Annotated in this window: 19 protein-coding genes; 11 read left to right on the forward strand and 8 right to left on the reverse strand. The window is 69.8% G+C overall.

All coding sequences use genetic code 11. The annotated features are described in order from the left end of the window. Nucleotides 1–5: 5 nt before the first annotated feature. The gene (locus C8E96_RS16450) at nt 6–1,610 is read right to left on the reverse strand and encodes a sensor histidine kinase (RefSeq protein ID WP_091574922.1); all 1,605 of its coding nucleotides are present in this window, start codon (nt 1,608–1,610) and stop codon (nt 6–8) included. Between the two features lie 143 nt (nt 1,611–1,753). Here C8E96_RS16450 and C8E96_RS16455 point away from each other — a divergent pair, with 143 nt between their 5' ends. The 3 genes from C8E96_RS16455 (at nt 1,754) to C8E96_RS16465 (ending at nt 3,683) form a co-directional block, all read left to right on the forward strand. Beyond that, complete coding sequence (locus C8E96_RS16455; RefSeq protein ID WP_091383448.1) at nt 1,754–2,215, forward strand: VOC family protein; 462 nt, start codon at nt 1,754–1,756, stop codon at nt 2,213–2,215. 194 nt (nt 2,216–2,409) lie between these two features. Next, nucleotides 2,410–2,841 (forward strand): protein-tyrosine phosphatase family protein, encoded by a 432-nt coding sequence (locus C8E96_RS16460; RefSeq protein ID WP_407642628.1) that lies wholly within the window; start codon nt 2,410–2,412, stop codon nt 2,839–2,841. Nucleotides 2,842–2,972: 131 nt separating this feature from the next. Next, nucleotides 2,973–3,683 carry a GAF and ANTAR domain-containing protein gene (locus tag C8E96_RS16465; RefSeq protein ID WP_228770290.1) on the forward strand — a complete coding sequence of 237 codons (711 nt, stop codon included), beginning with the start codon at nt 2,973–2,975 and terminating at the stop codon, nt 3,681–3,683. Between the two features lie 251 nt (nt 3,684–3,934). On the opposite strand, the gene C8E96_RS16470 is transcribed toward C8E96_RS16465, so the two are convergent. Continuing rightward, nucleotides 3,935–4,183 (reverse strand): hypothetical protein, encoded by a 249-nt coding sequence (locus tag C8E96_RS16470; RefSeq protein WP_091383450.1) that lies wholly within the window; start codon nt 4,181–4,183, stop codon nt 3,935–3,937. Between the two features lie 3 nt (nt 4,184–4,186). Further along, nucleotides 4,187–4,489: a hypothetical protein gene (locus C8E96_RS16475; RefSeq protein ID WP_091383451.1), complete on the reverse strand. Its 303-nt coding sequence runs from the start codon at nt 4,487–4,489 to the stop codon at nt 4,187–4,189. 361 nt (nt 4,490–4,850) lie between these two features. Here C8E96_RS16475 and C8E96_RS16480 point away from each other — a divergent pair, with 361 nt between their 5' ends. After that, complete coding sequence (locus C8E96_RS16480; protein ID WP_091574926.1) at nt 4,851–10,664, forward strand: hypothetical protein; 5,814 nt, start codon at nt 4,851–4,853, stop codon at nt 10,662–10,664. Between the two features lie 4 nt (nt 10,665–10,668). Then, nucleotides 10,669–11,127 carry a hypothetical protein gene (locus tag C8E96_RS16485; protein WP_091383453.1) on the forward strand — a complete coding sequence of 153 codons (459 nt, stop codon included), beginning with the start codon at nt 10,669–10,671 and terminating at the stop codon, nt 11,125–11,127. 9 nt (nt 11,128–11,136) lie between these two features. On the opposite strand, the gene C8E96_RS16490 is transcribed toward C8E96_RS16485, so the two are convergent. Both C8E96_RS16490 and C8E96_RS16495 read right to left on the reverse strand, forming a co-directional pair. Further along, entirely contained in the window at nt 11,137–11,661 is a 525-nt protein-coding gene (locus tag C8E96_RS16490) for a GNAT family N-acetyltransferase (RefSeq protein WP_091383454.1), read from the reverse strand. A 225-nt stretch (nt 11,662–11,886) separates the two neighbouring features. Beyond that, nucleotides 11,887–12,621, reverse strand: coding sequence for an anti-sigma factor (locus C8E96_RS16495; RefSeq protein WP_091383455.1), 735 nt, complete (start codon nt 12,619–12,621; stop codon nt 11,887–11,889). A gap of 141 nt (nt 12,622–12,762) precedes the next feature. Between C8E96_RS16495 and C8E96_RS16500 the strand changes: the two genes are divergently transcribed. The 5 genes from C8E96_RS16500 to C8E96_RS16520 all read left to right on the forward strand — a co-directional run bounded on the left by C8E96_RS16500 (nt 12,763) and on the right by C8E96_RS16520 (nt 19,355). Further along, complete coding sequence (locus tag C8E96_RS16500; RefSeq protein ID WP_091383456.1) at nt 12,763–13,317, forward strand: DUF6529 family protein; 555 nt, start codon at nt 12,763–12,765, stop codon at nt 13,315–13,317. An 88-nt stretch (nt 13,318–13,405) separates the two neighbouring features. Continuing rightward, a complete protein-coding gene (locus C8E96_RS16505; protein ID WP_091383457.1) occupies nt 13,406–13,831 on the forward strand; it encodes a cupredoxin domain-containing protein in 426 nt (141 codons plus the stop codon). Between the two features lie 58 nt (nt 13,832–13,889). Continuing rightward, nucleotides 13,890–15,140, forward strand: coding sequence for a hypothetical protein (locus C8E96_RS33735; RefSeq protein WP_176926851.1), 1,251 nt, complete (start codon nt 13,890–13,892; stop codon nt 15,138–15,140). Nucleotides 15,141–15,308: 168 nt separating this feature from the next. After that, nucleotides 15,309–16,268, forward strand: coding sequence for a helix-turn-helix transcriptional regulator (locus C8E96_RS16515; protein WP_091383458.1), 960 nt, complete (start codon nt 15,309–15,311; stop codon nt 16,266–16,268). A 270-nt stretch (nt 16,269–16,538) separates the two neighbouring features. Then, nucleotides 16,539–19,355, forward strand: a complete 2,817-nt coding sequence (locus tag C8E96_RS16520; protein WP_091383459.1) for a glycosyl hydrolase family 95 catalytic domain-containing protein — start codon at nt 16,539–16,541, stop codon at nt 19,353–19,355. Between the two features lie 128 nt (nt 19,356–19,483). On the opposite strand, the gene C8E96_RS16525 is transcribed toward C8E96_RS16520, so the two are convergent. From C8E96_RS16525 to C8E96_RS34085, 3 genes are read right to left on the reverse strand one after another with little or no spacing between them, the layout of a single operon-like run. Beyond that, on the reverse strand, nt 19,484–20,620 hold the full coding sequence (locus C8E96_RS16525) for a TIGR03364 family FAD-dependent oxidoreductase (RefSeq protein WP_091383460.1): 1,137 nt from the start codon (nt 20,618–20,620) through the stop codon (nt 19,484–19,486). Nucleotides 20,621–20,636: 16 nt separating this feature from the next. Continuing rightward, nucleotides 20,637–21,623 (reverse strand): MFS transporter, encoded by a 987-nt coding sequence (locus C8E96_RS16530; RefSeq protein ID WP_228770304.1) that lies wholly within the window; start codon nt 21,621–21,623, stop codon nt 20,637–20,639. Then, nucleotides 21,505–21,954, reverse strand: a complete 450-nt coding sequence (locus tag C8E96_RS34085) for a hypothetical protein (protein WP_228770291.1) — start codon at nt 21,952–21,954, stop codon at nt 21,505–21,507. The genes C8E96_RS16530 and C8E96_RS34085 overlap by 119 nt, the downstream gene beginning before the upstream one ends. Nucleotides 21,955–22,540: 586 nt before the next feature. On the opposite strand from C8E96_RS34085, the gene C8E96_RS16535 reads away from it, so the two are divergent. Further along, nucleotides 22,541–24,466, forward strand: a complete 1,926-nt coding sequence (locus C8E96_RS16535; protein WP_228770292.1) for a M14 family zinc carboxypeptidase — start codon at nt 22,541–22,543, stop codon at nt 24,464–24,466. Nucleotides 24,467–24,639: the final 173 nt, after the last annotated feature.

Raw genomic sequence — 24,639 nt, forward strand, 5'->3', positions numbered from 1 at the left:
GAAACTCACCGGCGGGTCAGCTCGTCCTTCGCGGCGAGCCGGTCCGCTGTGAAGCACAGGCGGTAAAGGGGGGCGTCGACCGCGAACAGGTCGGCGGTGGAGACGTAGAAGTCGCACCGGGCGCCCGGCGGGACCGGCGGCCGCGACAGCCTTTCCGGCAGTTCGGTGAGGGTGCGCACGGGCAGGGTCGAACGCAGCTCGGCCCGGCTCTGCCCGACCCGGAGCCGGTCGAAGTCGTCGGGGGCGAGCACCGAGGAGTAGGTCTGGTACACCAGCCCGGTCGCGCCCAGCACCATCAGCAGCCCGATCGACACGGGCACGCCGAAGGCCAGCAGGAAGCTCCGCCGCGCGCGCCGCAGGGCGAGTTCGTGCTTGCGTGCGGACAGAGACACGATCGCGGACGGGTTTGTCTCCGCGCTCTGAGTCTGGTCGCCGACCGCGGCGCGGCGCGGGAGGCGGGCGATCGTGGTGAACGTGCCGTCGCGCGCGCCCGCGTCGAAGGTGCCGCCCGCGAGCCGGACCCGTTCCTGCAGGCCGACCAGGCCGAAGTCGCCGCTGCTGACGCCCGTGACCGGCCGCGTCGCGAGCGGGTTGGCGACCGTCACCACGGTCTCCTCGCGCCCATAGGCCAGCCGCACGGTGACCACGGCGCCCGGCGCGTGCTTGGCGGCGTTGGTCAGGGACTCCTGGACGACGCGGTAGGCGGCGCGGTCGGCCATGGGCGGCAGGTCGGCGGCCGCCCCTTCGGTCTCCAGCCGCACCTTCATGCCCGAGGACCGGGCCCGCTCCACCAGGTTGGCGATGGTGTCCTGCGCGGGTTCGCGCGGCGGGGGCTCGGCGTCCGCCCGCAGCACGCCGATGATCTCGCGCAGCCGCTCGGTGGCATTGCCCGCCCCGATCCGCAGGCCGCCGACCGCGTCGCGGTGGTGTTCGGCCAGGTCGGGGGCCAGCTCCAGTTCGCCCGCGCGCAGGGTGAGCAGGCTGAGCTCGTGGCCGAGTGAGTCGTGCATGTCATGCGCGATCCGGGCCCGTTCCCGCAACCGGGCCTGGCGCAGCTCGTGCCGCTGCGAGCGCTCCAGCTCCTCGGCGCGGGCCCAGCCGCCGTAGACCAGCTCTCGGCGCTGACTCTGGTAGCGGCCGAACAGCCACGGGAACACCGTGACGAACGGCAGCGCGACCGCGCTGTATCCCCACACCCAGGCGGGATCCTGTTGGTGCAGAAGGAAACCGGCCAGCATCCCGGCGGGGACGACCACCCCCATCCCGAGCGCCGCGGTGTGCGCGCCCGGCAGGCGGACGGCCAGCAGATAAGCCGTCACCACCACGACAAGGGTGTAGCGGTCGACCGGGCTCAGCGGGTCGAGCACGGTCAGGGCGACGGCCAGCGCGAACGCCGCGAGCGGCAGCCGCCTGCCCGCGAGCACCACGGCGGCCAGCGCGAACGGCGGCAGGGCCAACTCGAACCAGGTCGAGCCCGCGAGCCTGCCGTCTACCGCCCAGATCACGCTGGGCACCAGCAACAGCAGCCACAGCGCCACGTCCCGGGCCGCCCGGCCCGCGGCGGTGTCCCCGCGGAGCACCCGCAGCACCCTGGTGAAATGCAGACTCACGACCGGACGGTACCGATCCGCGTAAGGGCGCGCCTACTGCCGATCGTCTAGTCCGCGGTCGCCGATCGGCAGCCCTGCTTCCGGACAGAATCTGTCCGGAAGGTGTGTCAGGGTGGGGTCATGGACGCAGAACGGAGCAACCGATGAGCCGCCACCTCCAGATCACCTTCGACGCCCACGATCCACGGGCGCTGTCCACCTTCTGGCGCGACGCGCTGGGCTACATCCACCCCGGTCCGCCGGGAGTCGACCTGCCCGAGGGCGCCGACCCGCTGGCCGCGTGGGACGAGTTCCTCGCGCGGGTGGGCGTGCCGGAGGAGCAGCGCAACACGCGGTCGGCCATCGAGGACCCGGACGGGCAGGGCCCACGGGTCTTCTTTCAACAGGTTCCGGAGAACAAGGCCGCGAAAAACCGTGTCCACCTCGACGTCCGCGTGGCACCGGGCCTGCAGGGTGACGAGCGGATGGCGGCACTGGAAGCCGAGTGCGAACGGCTCACCGCACTGGGAGCGACCCGGGTGCGTCGTTTCGAACCCGATCCGCCGATGGGTTTGGGCTGGATCGTGATGACCGACCCGGAGGGCAACGAGTTCTGCCTCGACTGACCCAGTGAGTCGGGCCTGTCGCTTGGCTGGGATCGCGCCATTGTCGGGTACTCATGCGGCGGTCGCGCAGTACAGTGCGACGTACCGGGTCATACACCGATGGTGGGCCTGTGACGTCTCCGCGACAACTCCCCGAGAACAAGGCCGCGAAGAACCGCGAGTTCTGCCTGGCGCGATCATCGAAAGGACGTCGAGTGACGATCGAGACCTGGGCCCTGGACACGCCGGGACTGCTGCGGCTGCCGTCCGGCTTGCTCGTCCGCGGCCGGGGGCTGCGCGACTCCCTTCCGGCGGGCCCCAAGCCCGAATTCGGGATTTACCTGCAGGGCAAGGAACCCGCCGAGGTCGACTGGGAAAGCCGGTGGGTGCGGTGGAAGGACTTCTGGCTGCCGTCCGATCCCGCCGACTTCGCCGAGGCGTTGCGTGAATTGCTCAAGCGCGCCAAGGACGAACGCGTCGAGATCGCCTGCGGCGGCGGCTTCGGCCGAACCGGCACCGCGATGTCCTGCCTGGCCATCCTCGAAGGCGTTCCCGCCGACAAAGCCGTCACCTACGTCCGCGAGCACTACTCCCACCGAGCCGTCGAGACCCCATGGCAGAAACGATTCGTCACCCGCTTCGCCTGAACGTTTCGACTTGGCAGGGCTGGGAACCCCGAACGAGCCGAGCCTCGTGGATCGCCCCGGACGGCGGCGGGTGCACTGGCTGCACATCCGCGGGTTCGTAGGCTGGCGCGAGCTCGGCGGAGGGGACAGCGGTGGATGGGCACGGGCGCGAGCGATTGTGGCGGGCCATCGCCGCGCGCGCCCGCGAGCCCGGCGACGAGTGGTGGGCGCAAGCGGTGTGCGAGGCCTGCGTCGAGGTCCTGACGGTGGACGCGGCGACTCTGGCGCTGCGGGCGAGCGACCGCGCCCAGGAGTTGCTCGGCGCCAGCGACGACTGGGCGGCGGACGTGGCCGCGCTGCAGTACACCGTCGGCGAGGGCCCAGGGGTGGAGGCGTACACCGGCGGCGGCCCGGTTCTGGTCGCCGATCTGAACTCCGACCAGGCGCGCTGGCCCGGTTTCGTCGACGCCGCGCTGGCCGCGGGCATCGGGTCGGTGTTCGCGTTCCCGATGCAGGTCGGCGCGATCAGGATGGGCACACTGGAGCTCTTCGGCCGCAGGCCGGGCGGGCTGCCGCAGGCCGCGGTGGCCGACGCGGCGCTCTTGGCGGACTTCGCGACCGCCGCGCTGATCCACGGCGCCGCGGAGGCCGAACGGGCGGGCCTGGACTACACGCCGCGGCCGGTCGCCTCGTTCCAGGACGTCAACGTGGCCACTGGGATGCTCGCCGCGCAGCTGCGCATCGGGCTGGACGACGCCTTCGCCCGGCTGCGGGCGCACGCGTTCGCCACCTACCAGCCGCTGCTGCACATGGCCCGCGACGTCCTGGAACGGCGTATCTCGCTCGACGAACTGGCCGACTGACCGTGGAGACCAGGAGGAACGGGCGACGACCGGATGCTCGGTGGTGTGCAGGACGCGCAGCCCCGGATGTTCGACATCCTCGCCGCCTCATCACCCCGGCGGGAATCGACCTGCTGGGGGCTGCGGCGACCGGCGTGATGATGGTGGACCCACGCGGCGGCCTCAACCTTGCACTACAGGGCGCCGACCACGCTGACCTGGCAACCGCGCCTGGGGCAGACGTCGACCGACCTGAGCGGGCTGGACTCGGGTCAATCCCAGTCCGGGTCGGCCCGCCCCCGTGCGTCGCCCTCGATGATGGCGACCACACGGGCCGCCTCACCGTCCTGACCGGCCCGGCCCGCACCACCATCGCCATCGGCGAGACTCCGGCGGGCTTCGCCCACGTCGCACCGCTGCCACGAGCGCAGGACGCCCACAGCTTCCTCCCGCGCCACCTGGCCGCGAACCGCGCGCAGCACAGACCGCGCCAACTCCTCAGCGTCACGTGGCCCGGACATGGACTAACGCTCCTCCTCGCGGGCCGAAACCGCCACCATTGGCGGGAACCGGTGTGCGACCGGAACCGCGCGCTCGTCCGGTGGCCGCCCAAGGCAGTCACGGGCCTCGCGCAGGGCGCTCCTGGCCCCGGCGACGTCGGTGCGGGCGAGCTTCTCGCGGGCAGCCCGGACGGCCTGAACGGCAGGTTGGATCCGGCAGGTGTCGCCCGTCGCCGCGGCCCAGGCCAGTCCGGCCACCAGCAAGTCGTCGAGGTGGCGCGGGTTCACCCGATCGGGTTCCGCGGTGGCGGATAGCTCAAGCAGCACTTTGTCCACCGCTGTGCGCAGGTGATGGCCCAGTGGGGGTGTGCAACTGCGTCTGACCAGGGCGGCGTGAGCTGCGGTTGGCTGGTCGGGAACGTGGGTGGGTGCTCGGTACTCGACCACAGCGGCCTCCAGGGATGTGTCGCTTCCGGGGCCATCGGTCCCTGAGCAGCGTGTACCCCGAACCGGACGGATTAGTCCGAACGACTCAACAGGTCGCACGTCCGTGCGGGCCCACACTGGTGATCAACTGGTACGAATGGCGTATTGACGGGCGCTGTCCGGCGGTGGTTCCGTGATCCACGGGAGAAATTTGGATCGGGGGGTCCATGGGGGGCCTTCTCTGACTGCATGGGGAGCAGCAGTGTTCAGGAATTCCCGTCGTACGGTTCTGCGCGCCTTCATCGCCTCGGTCGCCGTGGTCGGACAAGTCGGGCTCGGCGTGAGCGCCGCCGCCGAACCGACCCCGACACCGACCGCGCCGAGTCCGGTCACACCAACCACACCGGCCGCGCCCGCGCCGCAACCACTCGCGCCGAGTGCGCCCGGCGCGGCCGTGCTCGACGTTCCCGATCTCGGGCCGATCGAGGTCGGGCCGGACGGCCATGTGCCGGTCAACCGGGAGAAATCCAAGGCGCTGCAAGACATCCAGCCACTTCCGGGGCTCAACCCGGCACCGGGGAAGGTGCCGATCGAGCGCGCGCCGGTGACTCCGCAGCCGCCCGTGTCGCCCTACCCGCTGACCATGCCGCAGCGTCCCGGCCAGGAGTTGGTCGACGCCACCGCACGCGACGCACTGGCGACTCTGGGCCGGGCCGGACGCCTGAAGGCCGACGGCACCCCCGACCTCGACGCGACGAAGCTGCAGCCGCAGGTGTCCTCCGCGCAGGTCATCGACCCGACCAGGCCCGCGACCATTCAGGAACTGATCGACGCCTTGCTGTCGGGCAACATTCCGCCGCCGCTGCCCGTGGATCCGTTGGCACTGCTGAACGAACTGCCCGACGGCATCCCGCGCATCACCTACCGCGTGTGCTCCGAGTCCGCGACCAAGCAGGTCTCCTGCTCGCTCACCCTGCCGCTCGGCGTGCCCGCGATCGTCGACGTCACCGGTGACCGCACCCCGGACGTGCTGGCCGACCTGCTGCCCGCGGTCGCGGTCGGCGACATCCTCGGCCCGGTCCGCGAGATCCTCGATCTGGAGCGCCAGGTCAAGGCCGTGACCGACCGGCTCAACATCCTGGCCGAACTGCTCAAAGACCCGCTGAACGTGATCCTGCACCCCGAATGGGTGCTGGAGAAACTCGCGCTCGACGACCTGCTGCGCGGCCTGAACGCGACCCTGCAGCAGAAGCTGACCGCCCTGCTCGACCTCATCAACGTGGGCCTCGCCTTCCTCGAACTGCGCCTGCCGACCAGCGAGTTCGCCGGCCGCGACCTGCCCGGCCACGTGTGGGCCGTCTACGACATCCCCAGCCGCAAGCGGCTTTCGCTGGGCTTCGACGGCTTCCGCCGCGGCAGCAGCCTGCCCACCGGCACCCTCGGCATCTTCACCCTCAACCCGATCCGCGCGCTGCAGGGCATCTTCGACATCAAGGCCACCCTGCTCTCCGCCGGTGCGGGCGACTCGATGGCGATCACCGCGGGCATGGCGTCGGTGCGCGACGACAGCCGGGGCGACGCCTACGACCCGACGGTCGCGAGCAGCCGGTTCTCCCCGGTGCCCAACTTCTTCCACGCCCACGCCTACCTCGACCCGGGCGCGGCCGACAGAGGGCAGCGCGCCACCGTCGACTCGAGCAGCAACGTGCGCACCCACCTCGACGCGCAGGTCCTGTCCAACCGGCCCGAGTCGAGCCGGTTCGACCAGCTCAAGGTCGACACCCTCCCGACAACGGTCTCGGCGACGGTGACCAGGCCGGTCGGCGGCGGCGAGGCCGACGTCGACTACCGCGCCGACTCCACCATCGACGACGTCCTGTTCGCCGACTACGTCTACTCAGGACAGAGACTGGACTGGGCGCTGCAGGCGGGTGCCAAGGCGGTGCCCGCGACCTGGCACGCGAACTTCAAGACCGCCCAGGACAAGGTCACCGCGAACTACACCGCGAGCAGCAGACTCGCCGCGCTGGACGTGAACTTCTACGACCGCGACCCGGCGATCGTCGGCCGTGGCTCGCTGCGTGACCTGCCGACCCGGCTCGACGTGCTGGTGGACCGGGCGGCGAGTCACGTCGACCTGAAAGCCGAGCAGGCCATCGGGTCCGCCGCGCTGGCGTTCTCCAAGAACCTCGGCGACTACGCGCCACTCGACGGCGACCACGCGACCGTGATCACCCGCGACCAGAAGATCGGCGCCAGCGCCCGGATCTCCGGGCTCAAACGGGTCGACGCCTACTACGACAGCCACCCGCGGCTCGACACCGTGTTCGAGCCGGGCGGCCAGGCGTTCGTCGGCGCGGGGGACATCGACGGCGTGCACAAGGCCAGGCTGGAGGTCTCCAACCTGCCCGCCACGCTGTCGGTCGACGCCGACACGGCGAACCGGAAGATCTCCTACCGGGCAAGCGACGTGATCCACCGGGTGCATGTCGCGTACACGAACACCCGGAGCGGGCCGACGCTGTTCGGCACCGTGCACGAGCTGCCGTCCATTGTGGACCTGACCTACGACGTCGGGGCCAAGCCGAGGCTGCTCTACAAGGCGTCGAGCCGCATCCCGCGGATCGAGCTGTTCGCGAGCCTCGCGCACATCGAAACCCTGCGGCCCAGCGACGACTACTACCTGTCCGCGCTGACCACCGGCGTCCCGACCAGCGTCGATGTGCTCGTCGACCTGGAGGCCAAGCACCTGCGGGGCGCTCTCGCCGAGACGATGGACGGCATCAACGTGGTCGCCCGGGCACCGCTTGGCGGCCGCGACTGGACCGCGATCACCGAGTTCGGAAGCATCCCGACCGAGTTCGACGCGGACTGGGCCGACGGGAACTACCGCTTCCGGGCCATCACCGCGCCGCTGGGCTCGGCCAGGCTCGCCGTGACCAACCACCGCGACACCGTCGCGCCGACCGGCCTGCACGCCGCTGTCCACTATCGACAGTCGACGGGCGACCTCGACGCGAGCATGCGGGTGCGCAACCTCACCCACGTCGAGTACTCGAAGACCGAGGGCAACCAGACCTTCCGGCTCGACACCGACACCGGGGGAGCGCCCGTCTTCGTCGACGCCGAGGCCATCCTGGCCGCCGACACCGACGACACTGTTGACGATACAAAGTTCGCCGTGGCGGGCCGCGTCGACAACCTCCCGAGCACCATCCGGGTCGATTACGGCGACGGCAAGCTCAGCTACGGCGCGAACCGCAACATCGGCCTCGCGCTCGACGTCGCCTTCGGCAAGATCGCCGCGCTCAACGGGTTGGGCGCTCCCTTGTTCGGCAACGGTGTCGCCGCGGTGGCCCGCGGCTGCGCCGACGGCACGGGCTGCAAACGCGACGAAAGCGCGTTCTGCAAGACGTTCCCGCGCTGCTTCGGCGTGGTCGGCACGGTCAGCCTGCCCGGGCTGCCGACCGCCATCACCGTCGACCTGAACGCGCGCACGGTCGTGCTGGACGACTACCGTCCGACCGGCCCACTGCAGGCCTACATCGGCGTGCACGGGCTGATCGACGCCCTGCCCGACTTCAAGGCCATGGCGACCCTGGCGGGTGTGCCGTCGCCGGTCGACCTGACGGTCGGGCCGATCGACGTCGGCGGCGGCAAGGTCGACGTCGGCTACACCGCCTCGGGTGCGCTCGGCACGCTGACGCTCGACGTCGACGCGCACACCACAGACCAGCGTTTCCCTGTGCTGCGCGGCAAAGCGTCGGTGTCGAAGCTGCCCGCGTCCATGCGGGTCACCGGTCAACTCGGCGACCGGACGTCGCTGAGCATGCGGAACTCCGCGTCGGTCGACGAGATCGCGCTGACCGTGACCGGCGACCGCGTCGGGCACCTGCGGGCGGCCGTGCGGGGTGTTCCCGCCCAGGCGGACGTGGTGGTCGACGCGACCGCCAAGCACGCCGAGGTCACCATGTCCGCGCCGATCAGCGCGGTGACCGCGCTGGTGCGCGATATCCCGGTGGCGGGCCGAAACTGGTCGGCTTACGGGGATCTGCGGGACATCCCGGCGAAGTTCACCGCCGACTGGGCCGACGGGAACTACCGGCTCGACGCGGTGTCCCCGCTCGGGTCGGCGGCCTTCGCGGTGACCAACCACGGCGGCGCCACCTCCCCGGTCGGACCGCACTTCGCCGGGCACTTCCGGGAGCTGACCCAGGACATGGACGGCAGCGCGCTGATCGCGGGGCTGCGGTCGGTGACCTACACGAAGGACAAGACCGGGTCCAAGGCGACGCTCGACATGGGCGCGACGAGGATCGCGTTCGACGGCGACGCGGTGTTCGCCGCGAACGGCGCCGACGACACCCGGATCGCCGCGACCGCGCTGCTCGACACCCCGAACACCGTCGAGATCGGCATGACCGCGGGCAAGATCACCTATAAGGCGGACAAGCAGGCGGGGTTCCAGGCCGAGGCCTACCTCGGCAAGGTCGCCGCGCTGGGCGGCCTTGGGGCGCCGCTGTTCGAGAACGGCATCGCCGCCCGGGGCCGGTCCTGCCAGAGCGGCGCGGGCTGCGTGAAGGACGAAAGCCCGTTCTGCACGCTGTTCGCGAACTGCTTCGGCGCGGTGGCCACGGTCAACCTGCCGGGCCTGCCGAAGACGGTCACCGTCGACTTGAAGACCAAGCAGGTCGACCTGACCGAGTACAGCCCCGCCGCTGGGGGGCTGCGGCTCTACGCCTCGCTTGACGGCCTGGTGGACAAGGTCCCGCACGCGGCGGGCCTGGTCACGCTCTCCGGGCTGTCGCCGACGCTGAACCACCTCACGGTCGGCCCGTTCCACCCGGCCGATGCCGACCCGCGCGGCTTCACCTACGCCCACGACGCGCACGGCGCGTCGCTCGGCGGGGTGGACGTGCGAGTCGAGGCGAAGACGGCCGACTTCGGGACCGTGTACGGCGCGGCGAACCTGTCGAACGTGCCGGGCAAGGTGACCGTCAACGGGCTCTTCGGCTCGAAGAGCACGGTGCGGGCGGTGGCGTCCGAGGGCATCGGCAGCCTGACCGCGCACGTCACCGCGGCGCTGCAGGGCAATCCGGCATCCGGGCGGCTCTCGGTCACCGATGTCCCGGCGAAGCTCGACTTCGAGATCACCGGGTTCGGCAAGGGCGCCGTCGGTGCCCCGACGATCACCTACAACGGCAAGACCGCCGCGGACGCCGCGCAGTCCACACTGGACGGTTCGGCGGAGATCGAGGGTGACCTGATCAAGGCGTTCCCGATCGGCGGGGTGAACATCCCGTTGGCGGGCAACGCCTACGCCGGGTTCACCGATCTCGGCGCGACCACCACGGTGGTGCTCAACGAGGACACGTCGGTCGCGGTCGACTCCACGCCCAAGACCGCCGAACTCAAGCTGGGCGCGACCGTGCACACGTCCTACGCGGTGCAGCAGATCGACCTGGAGGTCTTCAACGAGGACACGCCCGTGGGCAACGCCAAGGGAACCCTCACTGGGCACGCGGGTGTGCCGAAGATCGAGATCGAGGACTTCCAGCTCGTCCTCAGCGGGTTCAAGCGGATCCGCTTCGTGCCCGGCGCGAACCTGAGCTACCTCACGACGGGCATCGAGGGTGACTTCGAGAAGGTGTACCTCAAGTTCGGCGGCCTGACCATCGAGCCGGACGTCGACCTCAAGTTCCACGTCGACATCCCGGGCCCGGACCAGGAGGTGAAGCTCAAGCTGGACAAGAGCAACACCATCAAGGCGATCCGGTTCCACCTCGCCGACCAGGAGCTGCGGCTGTCGCGCAAGTTCGACTTCAGCCTGGCCTGCCTGGCGGTCAGCACGCTGCCCGGCAAGTTCGCGACCAGCGAGAACGAGATCACCATCGACGGCACGCCGGGGCAGACGGTCCGGCGGACGCTGAACTACCTCGACCCGGTTCCGTCGCCGCTGGGCATCGACCCGAAGGACATGTCATTCGGCATCGACATGCTGACCGCGTATTACACACATCCGTTCAACGAACCGGCCGCTCGAGCTGCGTACGACTGGTCCGCCGGTGGATGCTGATCACATGACATCGAGCAAGCGTGACCGCCGGGGGCCCCGCGCCGCGGGGCTCCTGGCGGTGCTGGTCGCCGCGGCCGCACTGGCCGCGTGCGGCACCGAGCCGGGATCGGGATCGTGCACGGAGACCGCCATCGCCGTGGAAGGCGTGCGGGTGACCGATCCGGTCGCCCCACTGACCTTGGCGGCGACGATGACCGCGGGCGGCAAACCTGTCGAAGGGGCCGAGCTGGCCTACTTCGTCGCTGTCGGCAAGACCGGCGAGAAAGCCGTCGGGCGGCGAGTGGGCGCGGTGAGGACCGGCGTCGACGGCGTGGCGAAGTTCGTCCGCAGAGCAGGCGTCGACGGCCTGGCGTTCAGCGACGAACGCGTCGACGGGTACTCGGTGGAATTCAACCCGATCAACAAGATCGGCGGCGTCCAGTACTGCCGTGCCCGCGCCGACGCGCCACTCACGGTCGGCTGACGACCCGGTTCAGCTCAGGTCGCGGTGGAGCCGCAGTTCGTGCAGCTCGACGCCGCCGGGGCCGCGGTCGAGCTGGGACCGTCCGGTGTCGGTCCAGCCGAGGCGGTGGTAGAAGCGCAGGGCGCGTTCGTTCGTGTCCAGAACCCACAAGCCCGCGTGGGTGAAGCCGCAGGACCGGAGCCGGTCGAGGGCGGCGGCGTGGAGCTGGGCGCCGATGCCGCGATGCCAGACGTCGGGGGCCAGGTAGAGCGAGTAGAGGTCGCCGAGCGTTGGATCGGCTCGGTCGGCGGGCACGAGCGGTGGACCGGTGGCGGCGAAGCCGACGATGGCGCCCGCGATCGTCGCCACGACGGCGCGGTTGTTCGGCGGTCCGGTGGTGAGGGCATCCGACAAGAACTGTTCGCGATCGGTGACGGACAGGCCCGCCAGGACTTCGTCGGGGAGCAGTCCGCGGTAGGCGGCGCGCCAGGACCGCACCAGCAGGTCGGCGACGTCATGGGCGTCGACCGGGGTCGCGTCTCGGAGCTCGACCATGGTGCTGATGCTTCCATGGCGGGAGCCGCCCCGAAATTCGTCCGGACGGAGGACGGGAACCGCCCCGCGAGGGGGGACGGGGCGGGTCGCCGTGACCGACGCGGGATTCGCCGCGACAGGTCAATTGGATCAGTTGCTCCGCCCGCGGCGGAACCCCACGTTCAACGGGTGTCGCCCGTCGACTGGCGGGATCCGCCCCACCGATCGGCGGTCGTCGGAGCGCGTTTACCCACGAAGGCTGAGGAGCGCGACAGCGCTGGTGGTCGGCTGGGGTGAGCCGCCGAGCGGCTCGACCGTGATGCCGAGCTGAGTCGCCCCGGCGGCGTGCTCCGCCCGCAGCGGACCGGGATCGGTGAGCACGCCCAGGGAGCGCGGACCGGTCGGGCCGATCAGCCAGGCTTGGTAGACCCGGTCAGCCGGGAGAACGGGCAGATTTCGGGCGAGCAGCACGACTTCGCCGAGCCCGCGGGAGGCCGCGACCGTGGCGCCTTGGCCACTGCTGAACGTCACGTCGGCCGCGCCGAGGACCCGGGTCACGCCCGCCAAGTGCCCTCGCGCCACCTGCCTCTCCTGGTTCGCGAGGTCGAGGTCGCGGTCGAGGTTGACGGCGTGCGCGCCCGACAGGAGCGCGGCGGCGACGCTCGCGGCCACCGCGATCAGGGGCCACGGCCGCCGGTCTTTGACGGCGGCCCTCGTCGGCCGCGGGGCGGCGGCGGGTGGCGGCGGGAGTTGCCGGGTGTGGTGGACCTCCGCCAACAAGCGCTCTCGGAGGCCAGGTGGTGGTTGCGCCGCGACCGCGAGCCGGGTGGCGGCGGTCCGCAGTTCCACGACCTCCTCGGCGCACGCGTCGCACTCGGCGAGGTGCCGTTCGAAGTCGGCTCGCTCCGGCTCGGAGAGCGCGTCGAGGGCGTAGGCACCGGTCAGGGTGTGCAGGTCCGGTCGCCGGGTCTTTCGCGGCATGTGCGTCCCTTCCGCTGCGTGTCCCGGTGGGTATTCGAAGCACACGCCTGGTCGGACGCCTCCAATCCGCGATCGCCGCTGAGTCGAATCACCACTGCGGGGCGTCGCGCCCCACTCGAGTCGAGCGGTCGGAGCGGCACCATGACCAGCACCGAAACCACACCGCGGTCCCGTGTTCCGCCGGCCGCGATGCTGCTCGCCGGGTCCGGGGTGGCCATCACGCTCGGCGTCGTCGGATCCGTGGGGGACACCCCGCGGGAGTTGCCGGTGGCCTGGTTCTCCAGCGCGCAGTCGCTCAAGGCGTGGTCGGCGAGCGCCATCCTCATCCTGGTGCTCGCCCAACTGGCGACCGCGCTGTGGATGTACGGCAGGCTCCCGGGCGCGCGGCAGGCGCCTGCCTGGGTCGCCCCGGTGCACCGGGCCACCGGGAGGGTGGCGTTCCTGCTGAGCCTGCCGGTGGCGTTCTACTGCCTTTACGGGTTCGGCTTCGACACCTCCACACCGCGGACGCTGGCGCATTCGCTGGCGGGCTGCCTGTTCTACGGCGCGTTCACCGCCAAGATGATCGGCATCCGCTCGCGCAGGCTTCCCGGGTGGGGCATCGCGATCCTCGGTGGCACCGTGTTCACCCTCTTCGTCGTGCTGTGGGCGCTGAGCGCGCTGTGGTGGTTCGACGCCGCGGGACTGAATTGGTGACCCACCGTCCAATCCGCACCGACGGCCGCTCCGAATCCAAGACAGGAAACCGATTCCGCCCAGCGCTCTCACCGAAACGGAGGTTCCGATGCCAAGGTTCCGACAGGCTTTGCTGATCGTCCTGTTCGGCGGCGCCGTGACCGCCTGCGGAACGTCCGGGCAGGCGGGCCCGATCTCGGTCCCCAGCTCGGGCCACGGCAGCCACGGTGCCGTGTCCGCCGATTCGGCGACGGTGACGACGAAGCTGCTCGACTTCGCACCGGAGGACCTCACTGTCAAGAAGGGCACGACGGTCGTCTGGAAGGTCGACGGCGGTATCGGCCACACGGTGACGACCGGAACCTTCACCCTCGGCGGCGATGGTCTGCGCAATGCCGAACAGCCTGACGGGAAGGTGGACCTGCCGCTGACCAAGGACCGCGAGGTGTCCTTCACCTTCACCGAACCCGGTTCGTACACGTACTACTGCTCCATCCACAAAGGAATGAACGGCAAGGTCGAAGTCACCGGCTGACGTTCCGCTCATCGCGCCGCGAGTCCGCGGCCCGAAATCCCGCCCGGAAAGGAAAACCATGTCTGTCCGCGCACTCTCCGTACTGAGCATGGTCGCCGCAGCCGCGCTGACCGTGACCGCGTGTTCCGCCAACGAGCAGGCGGCGCCCCCGCCCGCCGCGACCAGCGCCCCGGCGTCGTCGGCTCCGGCGGCGGGTGTCACCGGCAAGGCCGCTGTGGACACTCCCGCGTCCAAGCTGCGCGCCGATCTCACCCAGCTGCTGACCGAGCACGTCTACACCGCGGCCATCGCACTGAAGACCGCGGTCGACGCCGGCGGCAAGATGGACGACCCCGGGGTGAAGGCCGCCGTGGCCAACCTCGACGCCAACTCCGTCGCCCTGTCCAAGGCGATCGGCGGCGCGTACCCGGCGGCCGAGGCGCCGTTCCTGGAGTCGTGGCGTCAGCACATCGGCTTCTTCGTCGACTACACCTTGGGCAAGGCCACGAAGGACCAGGCCAAGGTGGACAAGGCGAAGGCCGACCTGGACGGTTACCGGACGTCGTTCGGCCAGCTGATCAACTCGGTGGTTCCCGAGCTCCCGGCCGCCGCGGTCGCCGAGGAACTCAAGCCCCACACGGCAAGCGTGTTCGCGACGATTGATTCGCTTGTCGCCGGTGACGGGCAGGTCTTCGCCAAGCTCACCGAGGCGGCGGGCCACATGCCGATGACCGCGGCGACCCTCGCGGGCGGCATCGCCAAGAACAAGGGCCTCGAAGGCGACGTCAACTCTCCCGCGGCGGGCCTGCGCGCAGGCCTCACCCATCTGCTGACCTCGCACGTCGACCTGGCCGGGATCGCCCTGGCCCAGGCCGTCGCCAAGGGCGGCGACCTCAATGAGCCCAGCGTCAAGGCCGCGGTCGCGGCGGTCGACAGCAACTCCGTCGCCCTGTCCAAGGCCGTCGGTTCGGCCTACCCGGCGGCGGAGGCGCCGTTCCTGGAGTCGTGGCGTCAGCACATCGGCTTCTTCGTCGACTACACCTTGGGCAAGGCCACGAAGGACCAGGCCAAGATGGACAAGGCGAAGGCCGACCTGGACGGTTACCGGACGTCGTTCGGCCAGCTGATCAACTCGGTGGTTCCCGAGCTCCCGGCCGCCGCGGTCGCCGAGGAACTCAAGCCCCACACGGCAAGCGTGTTCGCGACGATCGACTCGCTTGTCGCCGGTGACGGGCAGGTCTTCACCAAGCTCGCTGAAGCCGCCCACCACATGCCGATGACGGCGGCGACCCTCGCCGGTGGCATCGCGGAGAACAAGAAGCTCGCCTGAGTTCCGGCGTCAGCCGCCTCGGCCGGGAGCCCATCGGGTTCCCGGCCGAGGCGCGTCGACGCGCGTGGCGCCGTGGCGTCGTGGAGGACTCCGCCGCGCTCGGCCATAATCCGACACGACGGATGTCTCGCCCCGACCGGGCGGATCCGGTGACCGGGCGAGGTGCGCATGTTCTTGCTGGAACCCGTCGGCTTGGGGCAAGTGGAGAGCGAGGCGTACCTCGCCCTGCTCGAACTGGGTCGCGCCGACAGCGATGAGGTCGGCGGCCGCATCAGCAGGCCCGCGGCGGAGACAACCGCGTGCTTGCGGCGGCTGGTGGTCGCGGGGCTGGCGTTTCAGATCGGCTTCGAGCCCGCCCAGTTCACCCCGGTCGCGCCGGAGGTGGCGGTGGCCGCCCTCGTCGACCGCCGCCGAGGCGAGCTGACCCAGCTGCAGGTGCGCATCGAGGAACTGGCGGCGCGGCGGCGGTCGGTGGGCACCGGGACGCGTAACCCGGTCGAGCTGGTCGAGGGTGAGGGCGCGGTGGTGGCCGTGCTGGCCAAGTTGCAGCTCGAAGCCACCGACGAGGTGCTGATCATCGACTCCCCGCCCTATCTCGGTGGCCAGGCGGGCCCCAACGTGATCCAACTGGACCGGATGGCCGAAGGAGTCGCCTTTCGGGTCGTCTACTCCCCGGAGTCGCTTGCCACGCCGACGCAGGTCGAGCAGATGCACGACTGCGTGCGTGGCGGCGAGCAGGCGCGGATCCTGGCGGGCGCCAAGCCGAAGCTGGTGATAGCCGACCGGCGGGTGGCGGTGCTGCCGGTCTCGTTCGACCCCGCGGACGCGGTGCGCAGGCTGGTGATCCGGTCGGAGTCCATGCTCGCGGCGCTGTGCTCCCATTTCGAGGCACTGTGGGAAAGCGCCGGGCCGATCTCGCTCGACATCCCGGACGAGGACGGCGTGACGGCGCGGGACAAGGAAATGATGGCCTTGCTCGCGGCCGGGATGAAGGACATCGCGATCGCCAGGACGATCGGCGTCACCGACCGCACGGTCGGGCGGCGAGTCACCGAGCTGATGCGCGTCCTTGGCGCGGAGACGCGGTTCCAGGCCGGTGTGCTCGCCGCCCGTCGTGGCTGGCTGTGAGGCGACTAGTCCGCCTCCCCGAAATTCTGGGGTTTTGGTCACCTTCAGGTGACGGGTGCGGCTAGGCGCGAGCCGTGGTCGAGCGCCGTCACGGTCCCCTTAGGCGGCGGTCGGTTGCAGCTCGTTTGTGTTCAGCCATTCCTCGTCGGTCCCGGAGTGTTGCCAAAAGGTCAGATGTATTCCACACTGTTGCCCCACAGGTTGGCAGTGACCTGCACCACGCCTCCCCGCTGATCGGATGTTTCTCTCCGATCTGATGAAAGGACCCCTGTGTCTGCGACACCCTCCTCGCCCGCGGACGGCCCCTCCGGCCGGTCCCGCCGCGACTTCCTCCGCATCGGCGGCGCGGTCGGCGCGGCCCTCGCCCTCGGCGGCATCCCTGTTTTCGCCATCGGCGCCGAGGTCGAGCGGACCACGTCGGACGTCGTCCCCGACGGTGAGGCCACCAAGCTCTGGTACCGGTCGGCGGGCGTCGAGACGAAGATCATCGAGCAGGGCCTGCCGATCGGCAACGGCCGCATCGGCGCCCTGGTGACCGGCGACCCGGCGAACGACGCCCTGTACATCACCGACGCGTCGCTGTGGACCGGCACGCTCAACGCCCAGCTGCAGACCAACGGCCAGTTTCCTTACGAAACAACGAAGTTCGGCACCATCAGCCTGCTCGCCAAGGCGTATGTGAAGGTGCCCGCGCACACCGCGTCGGCGGTCAGCGGCTACCGCAGGCAGCTGGACCTGTCCAACGGCTACGCCTCGACCACTTACACCTACAACGGGGTCACCTACACCCGCGAGGTGTACGCCAGCTACCCCGACGACGTCATCGTCGTGCGCCTCGACCAGAGCGGCGGCGGGACCTACACCGGCAGCGTCGCGCTCAACGGCACCCACGGCGAGACGACCACCGCCGACTCGACGGCCAAGACCGCGTCGTTCGGCTCCGCCCTGGGCAACGGGCTGAAGTACGGCGCGGTAGTCGCGGTCAAGAGCAGCGGCGGCACTGTGTCCGTCAGCGGGTCCGAGGTCACCTTCTCCGGCTGCTCCGCCGTGCTGATCGTGATCAGCGGCGGCACCAACTACGTGCCCGACCCGGCGAAGTCCTTCATGGACACCGCGGTCGACCCGAAGGCCGTGGCCAAGACCAAGGCCAACGCCGCGCTGGCCGCCGGCGGCGCGACGCTGTTCAGCACGCATGTCGCCGACTACCAGCGTCTCTACAACCGGATGTCCGTCACGCTCGGCACCTCCTCGGCCACCCAGCGGGGCATGGACACCGCGGCCCGGCTGGCCGCCCGCGCCGTCGCGGGCGCCGCCCCGGACCCGGAGTTGGAGACCTCCTACCTGCAGTACGGGCGCTACCTGACGATCACGGGTTCGCGGACCGGTCTGCCGACGAACCTGCAGGGCCTGTGGTTCGACAAGAACACCCCGGATTGGATGGGCGACTACCACACCGACATCAACGTCCAGATGAACTACTGGCTGCCCGACCGGGCGGGCCTGTCCGAGTGCTTCGACGCGCTGGCCGACTACTGCCTCTCGCAGCTGTCGTCGTGGACCACCACGACCCAGAACCTGTTCAACGACTCGCGCAACTGGTTCCGCAACAGCAACGGCAAGATCGCGGGCTGGACGACGGCGATCTCCACCAACATCTACGGCGGCATGGGCTGGTGGTGGCACCCCGCGGGCAACGCGTGGCTGTGCAACTCGCTGTTCGAGCACTACGAGTACACAATGGACACCGCGTACCTGGCCAAGATCCATGCGATGCTCAAGGGCGCCTGCCAGTTCTGGGAGGCGCGGCTGATCACCACGACGGTCAACGGCAAGCAGGTGCTCATCGACGACAGCGACTGGTCGCCCGAGCACGGCCCCACCACCGCCAAGGGCATCACCTACGCCCAGGAACTGGTCTGGCAGCTGTTCGAGAACTACCGGCAGTCGTGCGCCAAGCTGGGCCTCGACTCCGCCTACGCCACCACGATCGCGGGCCTGCAGGCCAAGCTGTACCTGCCCGAGGTCAGCTCCACCACCGGTTGGCTCGAGGAGTGGATGACCGACGCCAACCTCGGCGAGACCACCCACCGGCACCTCTCGGGCCTGGCGGGTTTCTCGCCAGGTGACCGCCTCACCCACGACCGCGGTCCCGTGTCCCACATCATCGGGGTGCGCAACCAACTCGTCGCCCGCGGCATGGAGAGCTTCGGCTGGGCCACCGCGTGGCGGGCCATGTGCTGGGCGCGGCTCAAGCACGCCGAGAACGCCTACAAGCTTGTGCTGACAGTGATGAAGCCGTCGGTCAACAACAGCAACGGGTCGTCGATCAACCTGCTGGACATGTACTCGTTCGGTACGTCCTGCACCCTGCAGATCGATGCGAACTACGGCACGCCGGTCGCGATGCTCGACATGCTCGCCTACTCCCGGCCCGGTCTGGTCGAGCTGCTGCCCGCGACGCCCGCGGCCTGGGGGACCGGCAGCGTCCGCGGCCTGGGCCTGCGCGGCGGTTTCACCCTGGACATGAGCTGGAGCGGCGGCAACGTCACCTCGGCGACCCTGCGCAGCGTCGGCGGCACGTCGACCCGGGTCAAGTTCGGCACGTGGAGCCAGGCGGTCACGGTGGCCGCGGGCGGCTCGGTCACGGTGACCCCACCGGCCAAGGCCACCACGTTCGTGCTGGTGAACCGCCGCAGCGGCAAGGTGATCGACGTGCCGAACTCGTCCACAACGCAGGGCACCCAGCTCATCCAGTACACCAAGAGCGGCAGCGCCAACCAGCGCTGGCGGCTCGCCGACCTGGGCAGCCGGGTGTACCACGTCGTCAACGTGCACTCGTCGCTGCTCGCCGATGTCCTCGGCGGCGGCACCGCCGACGACGCGGCCATCGCCCAGTGGCCCAACGCGGGCGGAACGAACCAGCACTGGATGCTCACCGACACCGGCGACGGCCACTTCAAGATCGTCAATGTGCGCAGCGGCAAGGTCATGGGCGTTCGCGGCAACTCCACGACCAACGGCGCCGTGATCGTGCAGCAGACCGACACCAACGACCTGAGCCAGCAGTGGCGCCTGGAGGCCATCTGACACCCGTGGCGGGAGGGGACCGGGCCTGCTCGAAGCCCGGTCCCCGAAGTCCGAAGACGAACGCTCCGGTGTGGACACTGTCCACACCGGAGCGTTCGTCTTCGGGTCGGCCCGACGGTGATCCCAGGTCACCAGGCGGCGATGACCTCCTCGGCAAGGCCGAACGACATCGTCATCCCCGCGCCGCCCAACCCGTTGACGATCAGCACATTCGGCTCGGGTCGGACCACCAGTTCCGTCGCCCCGTCGGGCAGCGACGGGTAGATGCCGTGCCAGCGTTCGGCGATCTCCATTCGCGGCAGCGCCGCGAACCGGGAGAAGTACTCGAAGACGGCGTCGTCGATCCGGTCGTGCTGGAAGGGGTTGTGCGTGAGCCCGTACTCATGGCTGTCGCCGAGGGTCACCTCGCCCGACATGGTCTGCGACACCAGGACATGGATGCCCGCGGCGAGGTACTCCGGCAGCTCGGCCTCGAACCTGGCGCGCAGGGCGGGCAGGTCGGCGCAGTGGGAGAACGATCGATAGTGCAGCAGCGTCAGTCCCGCGCAGAGCGTCGGGCCCAGCGCCCAACCACCGGGCTGGGGCACGGTCCGCATCATCTGCAGTTTGCAGCGCCGGATCCCGGCGGCGTCGAACTCGTCCGGGTAGAGCTGTTGGAACTCGTTGCCGCTGCACACCACCACTTGCTCCACCCGCCAGTCGCCTGCGGTGGTGCGCACGGTGGGGAGGTTGATTTCGCGGACCGCGGCCCCGAACACCATTTCGACCCCGAAGTCCTCCGCCAGGACCCGTGCCACCGTGGGAATCGCCTGGCGCGGGTCGACGTTGATCTCGGTCGGGCTCCACAGGGCGCCCCGCAGGTTGTCGGGCCGCACGGTGTCGCTGCGCTCCAGCACTTCGGCGGCGGTCAGCATGCGCACCCCGTTCTCCACGGCGTGCGCGGCGGTGGCGACGTACTCCTCCAGCACGGCCTGCTCGTCGGCGTGGTGCGCCAGGTGCAGTGACCCGCTCTCGGCATACCAGGCGCCGCCGCGCTTGAGGAGGTCCAGCCAGATCTCGCGGCTGCGCATCGCCCGGTCGTAGGTCGGCGCGGGCTGGCCGATGGGCCACAGCAGACCGAAGTTGCGGATCGAGGCGCCTACCGCGTGCTCGTCGCGTTCGAAGAGCACCACCCGCCTGCCGGTGCGGGCGGCGGCGAGCGCGTGCGCCAGCCCCACGATCCCGCCGCCGACCACCGCGAGGTCCGCTTGTCGTTCGCCAGTCATGTCTCGTCCTTTCCGATCAGGCCGCAGCGGGCGTGGACTTCCACTTGGGCGCCAGCAGCAGGGCCGCGACCAAGGCGGCACCGGCGAACCCGAAGAACAGTGAGTTGGTGCCGAGGTAGCCGGGCAGCAGCCCGCCGAGGACGGCCCCGATCGAGCCGCAGCCGTTGATGAACCCGGCAGAGGCGCCCGCGTGCTCCGACGTGCCGAAGTCGACGGCGGCCACGCAGGAGATCATCGCGTCGGCGGCGTAGACCGTGAAGCCGATCAGGGCCAGCATGATCGCCATCATGGGCACGCTGCCCGTGGCGGTGAGGGGGACGAACAGCGCCAGCGCCGCCACGAGCGCGAGCAGGCTCAGCACCGCGGGCGGGATGCGCCGGGCGGCGAAGAGCTTGTCCGAGACCAGGCCGATGATGATGGGCGCGCAGATTCCCGCCGCGCCGAACGCCACGGGCAGGACGATCGCCTTGAGCATGCCCGCACCGGGGATTCGCTCGATCACGATGACCGGGCCCCACAGCAGGATCGCGTACCGAGCGGGCTTGAGCAGGAAGTACGACGCCCCGAGCAGCAGCACCATCCGGTCACCCACGGCGGCCAGCAGGGCTTCGCGGATCGAGCGGGCGGGCTTCGCGCGCTCGGTCACCACAACGGCATTCTCGTCAGCCCGGTACTCATCGATCGGGGGCAGCCCGACGTCGGCGGGCTTGTTGCGCTGCAGCACGGCGAACAGAACCGCGACAACCAGGACGACGCCCGCGCCCGCCAGGAACGCCACTCGCCACGAGTCGAACATGCCGTAGGCGATCCAGCCGATGAACGGCGCCGCGGCCAGTCCGCCGAAGGCGTAGTTCGTGGTCCACAGCCCGAGAATCCGCCCGCGTTCACCGATGGTGAAGAACTGGGCGACGTTCTTGCACAGCGGGGACCAGCCGGTGGACTGCGCCAGCCCTTGGACGATCATGAGCGGGGCGAACAGGATGAGGGCGGGCCCGATGCCCAACAGGACGGCTGCGACGGCGGACATCACGAGCCCGCCGAGGACGATCACCCTGGGGCCCGAACCGGTCGGCGAGCGTGCCCCAGACGAACTGCCCGAGGGCGTAGGCGATCAGGTACAGCGCGTCGAGGTTGCCCAGCACCGCCTTGGTGAGGGTGAGGTTGACGGTCGGATCCTGCAGGATGCCGACTTTGGCCACGGACATCGTCTGGCGGGTGAAGTAGAAGCCCGCGTAGGCGATCCACGTGATCGCGAAGATGCGGAACCGCCAGCGCCGATAGGTCGGGGCGACGTCGGCGGCGGCGGTGGGAGCGGTGGTGGTCAGTCCGGTCATGGCTCGGTCCCTCGGGTGAACAGACGGGATGGCAACGTCGCCGTACGTGGATATTCACGCCGGATGGTCCGGGCCTTATTCGCCTGGATCATTCCCAGCGATTTCATAAGCGCCGAATTGTCTTCGGACAGCAGGAATCAGTGCACCCGGTCAGGTGCTGGGTGGTGCCATGTGATGTCTAACACTCGGCGACGGCAACCGTGCACTGTCAATCGGCTATAGCGGTCATCACCGATCGCTTATAGCCGGCCCGTTGACTTTGCCCGGAGGCGACCGCGATGGTGAGTCACCGACCCACCGGGGTGGCGGCGGCGGAGCACCTTAATCGCCCGCCCCCATCGCGGCCAGTGCCGAACCCGACAATGGGTGAAACCGGACATCGCCGTCGTGTTCCCAGAATCAGGGGTGTGAAGAGCGAAACCTGTTTGCGACAAATCCGGGCTTGTTGACGGCGTGACCCGAGGGCCACTATTCGCATGCCATTTCGGGCGTTGTGGGTGGTGAGGGCGGTTGCCTTCGTCGGGGCCGTCACCCGCTCCGCCCGGCCCCTCCGTGCCGAAGAACCGGCACCCACGCAGGAGGCACAGTGAATCGCAGACGAATCTCCCTGACGGCCGGGGCGGCCGCCGCCCTCGCCGTGATCGTGTCGATGAGCGGCAACCCGGCGCTGGGTGACGGTGCGCGCGGCGAAGAGCGCGCGACCGGCGAATACCACGTCGCCAATGTGCGCACCGCGCAGCAGCGCACCGCGATCGCCAAAACCGGGGCGGCGGTGAACGGCACCGAGGACAGCAGGCTGCTGATCACCGCGACCCCGTCCGAGGTCGCCAAGATCCGCGCGCAGGGATTCACCGTCGAGGCCGAGGCCGCCCCGGTGACGATCCAGCAGGAATCGACCAGCGAGGCCGCGCCCCAGGACTTCCCGAGCTCGGATTCGGGCTACCACAACTACTCCGAGATGGTCGCCGTCATCAACAAGGCGGTCGCCGACCACCCGGGGATCATCACCAAGCAGGTGTACGGGAAGTCCCACGAGGGCCGTGACCTCTACGCGTTGAAGATCTCGGACAACGCGGCCACCGACGAGAACGAGCCGGAGGTCCTGTTCACCCACCACCAGCACGCCCGCGAGCACCTCACGGTCGAGATGGCGGTCTACCTGATCAACGAGCTGACCGGCAAGTACGCCACGGACAGCCGGATCAAGGGCGTGGTCGACTCGCGCGAGATCTGGATCCTGCCCGACCTCAACCCCGACGGCGGCGAGTTCGACATCTCCACCGGCTCCTACAAGAGCTGGCGCAAGAACCGGCAGCCGAACCCGGGCTCGACGTATGTCGGCACGGATATGAACCGCAACTGGAACTACAAGTGGGGCTGCTGCGGCGGCTCGTCGGGCAGCTTCAGCTCCGACACCTACCGCGGCGCGGCCCCCGAGTCCGCGCCGGAAGTGAAGGCGGTGGCGAACTTCGTGCGCGGCCGCGTGATCGGCGGCAAGCAGCAGATCACCGTCGGCATCGACTTCCACACCTACTCGGAACTGATCCTGTGGCCGTTCGGCTACACCAACGACGACACCGCGCCGGGGCTGACCGTCGACGACCAGAGGGTGTTCTCCACCATCGGCCGGGCGATGGCGCAGACCAACGGCTACACCCCAGAGCAGTCCTCCGACCTCTACATCACCGACGGCTCCATCGACGACTGGCTGTGGGGCGACCAGAAGATCTACGGCTACACCTTCGAGATGTTCCCGTCCGGCGTGCTCGGCGGCGGCTTCTACCCCGGTGACGAGATCATCGCCAGGGAGACCTCCCGCAACCGCGCCGCGGTCCTGCATCTGCTCGACTTCGCCGACTGCCCGAAGCGGTCCATCGGCCAGAGCTGCTCGGGCACCGGCGCGGTGACCGTCACCGACCCGGGCGCCAAGACCTCGACGGTCGGGACCGCGATCTCCCCGGTGCAGCTGCAGGCCTCCGGCGGCACCGCGCCGTACACCTGGTCGGCCACGGGCCTGCCCGCCGGCCTGTCGCTCAACGCCTCGACTGGTGTCATCTCAGGCACGCCCACCGCCGCGGGCACCTTCACCGTCACCGCGACGGCGACGGCCTCGGCTGGTGGGTCCGGCAGCACGACGTTCACCTGGACGGTGACCGCGTCGGGCACGTGCGCGGCGATGACGAACGGCACGGACGTGTCCATTCCGGACAGAGGTGCGGCGGTGACGAGCACGATCGACGTCTCGTGCGCGGGCACCGCGTCGGCCACCAGCAAGGTGGAGGTGCACATCAAGCACACCTGGCGCGGTGACCTGGTCATCGACCTCGTGGCGCCGGACGGGAGCACCTACCGGCTGAAGAACTCGTCCTCGTCGGACAGCGCGGACAACGTCGACGCGACCTACACGGTGAACCTGTCCGCGGAGCAGCGCTCCGGGGCCTGGAAGCTCAAGGTCCAGGACGTCGCCTCCTTCGACACCGGCAACATCGACAGCTGGACCCTGACGCTGTGACATGGCGCCGGCTCGCCGGCGCGGCTCGGTCGCTTTTGTGGTGACGTTTCGGGGGTCCCGCACGAACACTGCCAACTTCGATGGCGTGTTCGTGCGGGACCCCCGAAACGTCACCGCGACCGAGCGGGCCTAGGCACGTGCCATCGGTGCTGGTCGGCTTACCCAACACTGGG

The organism is Actinokineospora alba (assembly GCF_004362515.1).
GTDB lineage: Bacteria > Actinomycetota > Actinomycetes > Mycobacteriales > Pseudonocardiaceae > Actinokineospora > Actinokineospora alba.

Coding starts and splice junctions, on each gene's coding strand:
- C8E96_RS16455 (WP_091383448.1), top strand. CDS start 1,754: ATGAGCCGCCACCTCCAGATCACCTTCGACGCCCACGATCCACGGGCG.
- C8E96_RS16470 (WP_091383450.1), bottom strand. CDS start 4,183: ATGTCCGGGCCACGTGACGCTGAGGAGTTGGCGCGGTCTGTGCTGCGC.
- C8E96_RS16485 (WP_091383453.1), top strand. CDS start 10,669: ATGACATCGAGCAAGCGTGACCGCCGGGGGCCCCGCGCCGCGGGGCTC.
- C8E96_RS16490 (WP_091383454.1), bottom strand. CDS start 11,661: ATGGTCGAGCTCCGAGACGCGACCCCGGTCGACGCCCATGACGTCGCC.
- C8E96_RS16495 (WP_091383455.1), bottom strand. CDS start 12,621: ATGCCGCGAAAGACCCGGCGACCGGACCTGCACACCCTGACCGGTGCC.
- C8E96_RS16500 (WP_091383456.1), top strand. CDS start 12,763: ATGACCAGCACCGAAACCACACCGCGGTCCCGTGTTCCGCCGGCCGCG.
- C8E96_RS16505 (WP_091383457.1), top strand. CDS start 13,406: ATGCCAAGGTTCCGACAGGCTTTGCTGATCGTCCTGTTCGGCGGCGCC.
- C8E96_RS33735 (WP_176926851.1), top strand. CDS start 13,890: ATGTCTGTCCGCGCACTCTCCGTACTGAGCATGGTCGCCGCAGCCGCG.
- C8E96_RS16515 (WP_091383458.1), top strand. CDS start 15,309: ATGTTCTTGCTGGAACCCGTCGGCTTGGGGCAAGTGGAGAGCGAGGCG.
- C8E96_RS16525 (WP_091383460.1), bottom strand. CDS start 20,620: ATGACTGGCGAACGACAAGCGGACCTCGCGGTGGTCGGCGGCGGGATC.
- C8E96_RS34085 (WP_228770291.1), bottom strand. CDS start 21,954: ATGACCGGACTGACCACCACCGCTCCCACCGCCGCCGCCGACGTCGCC.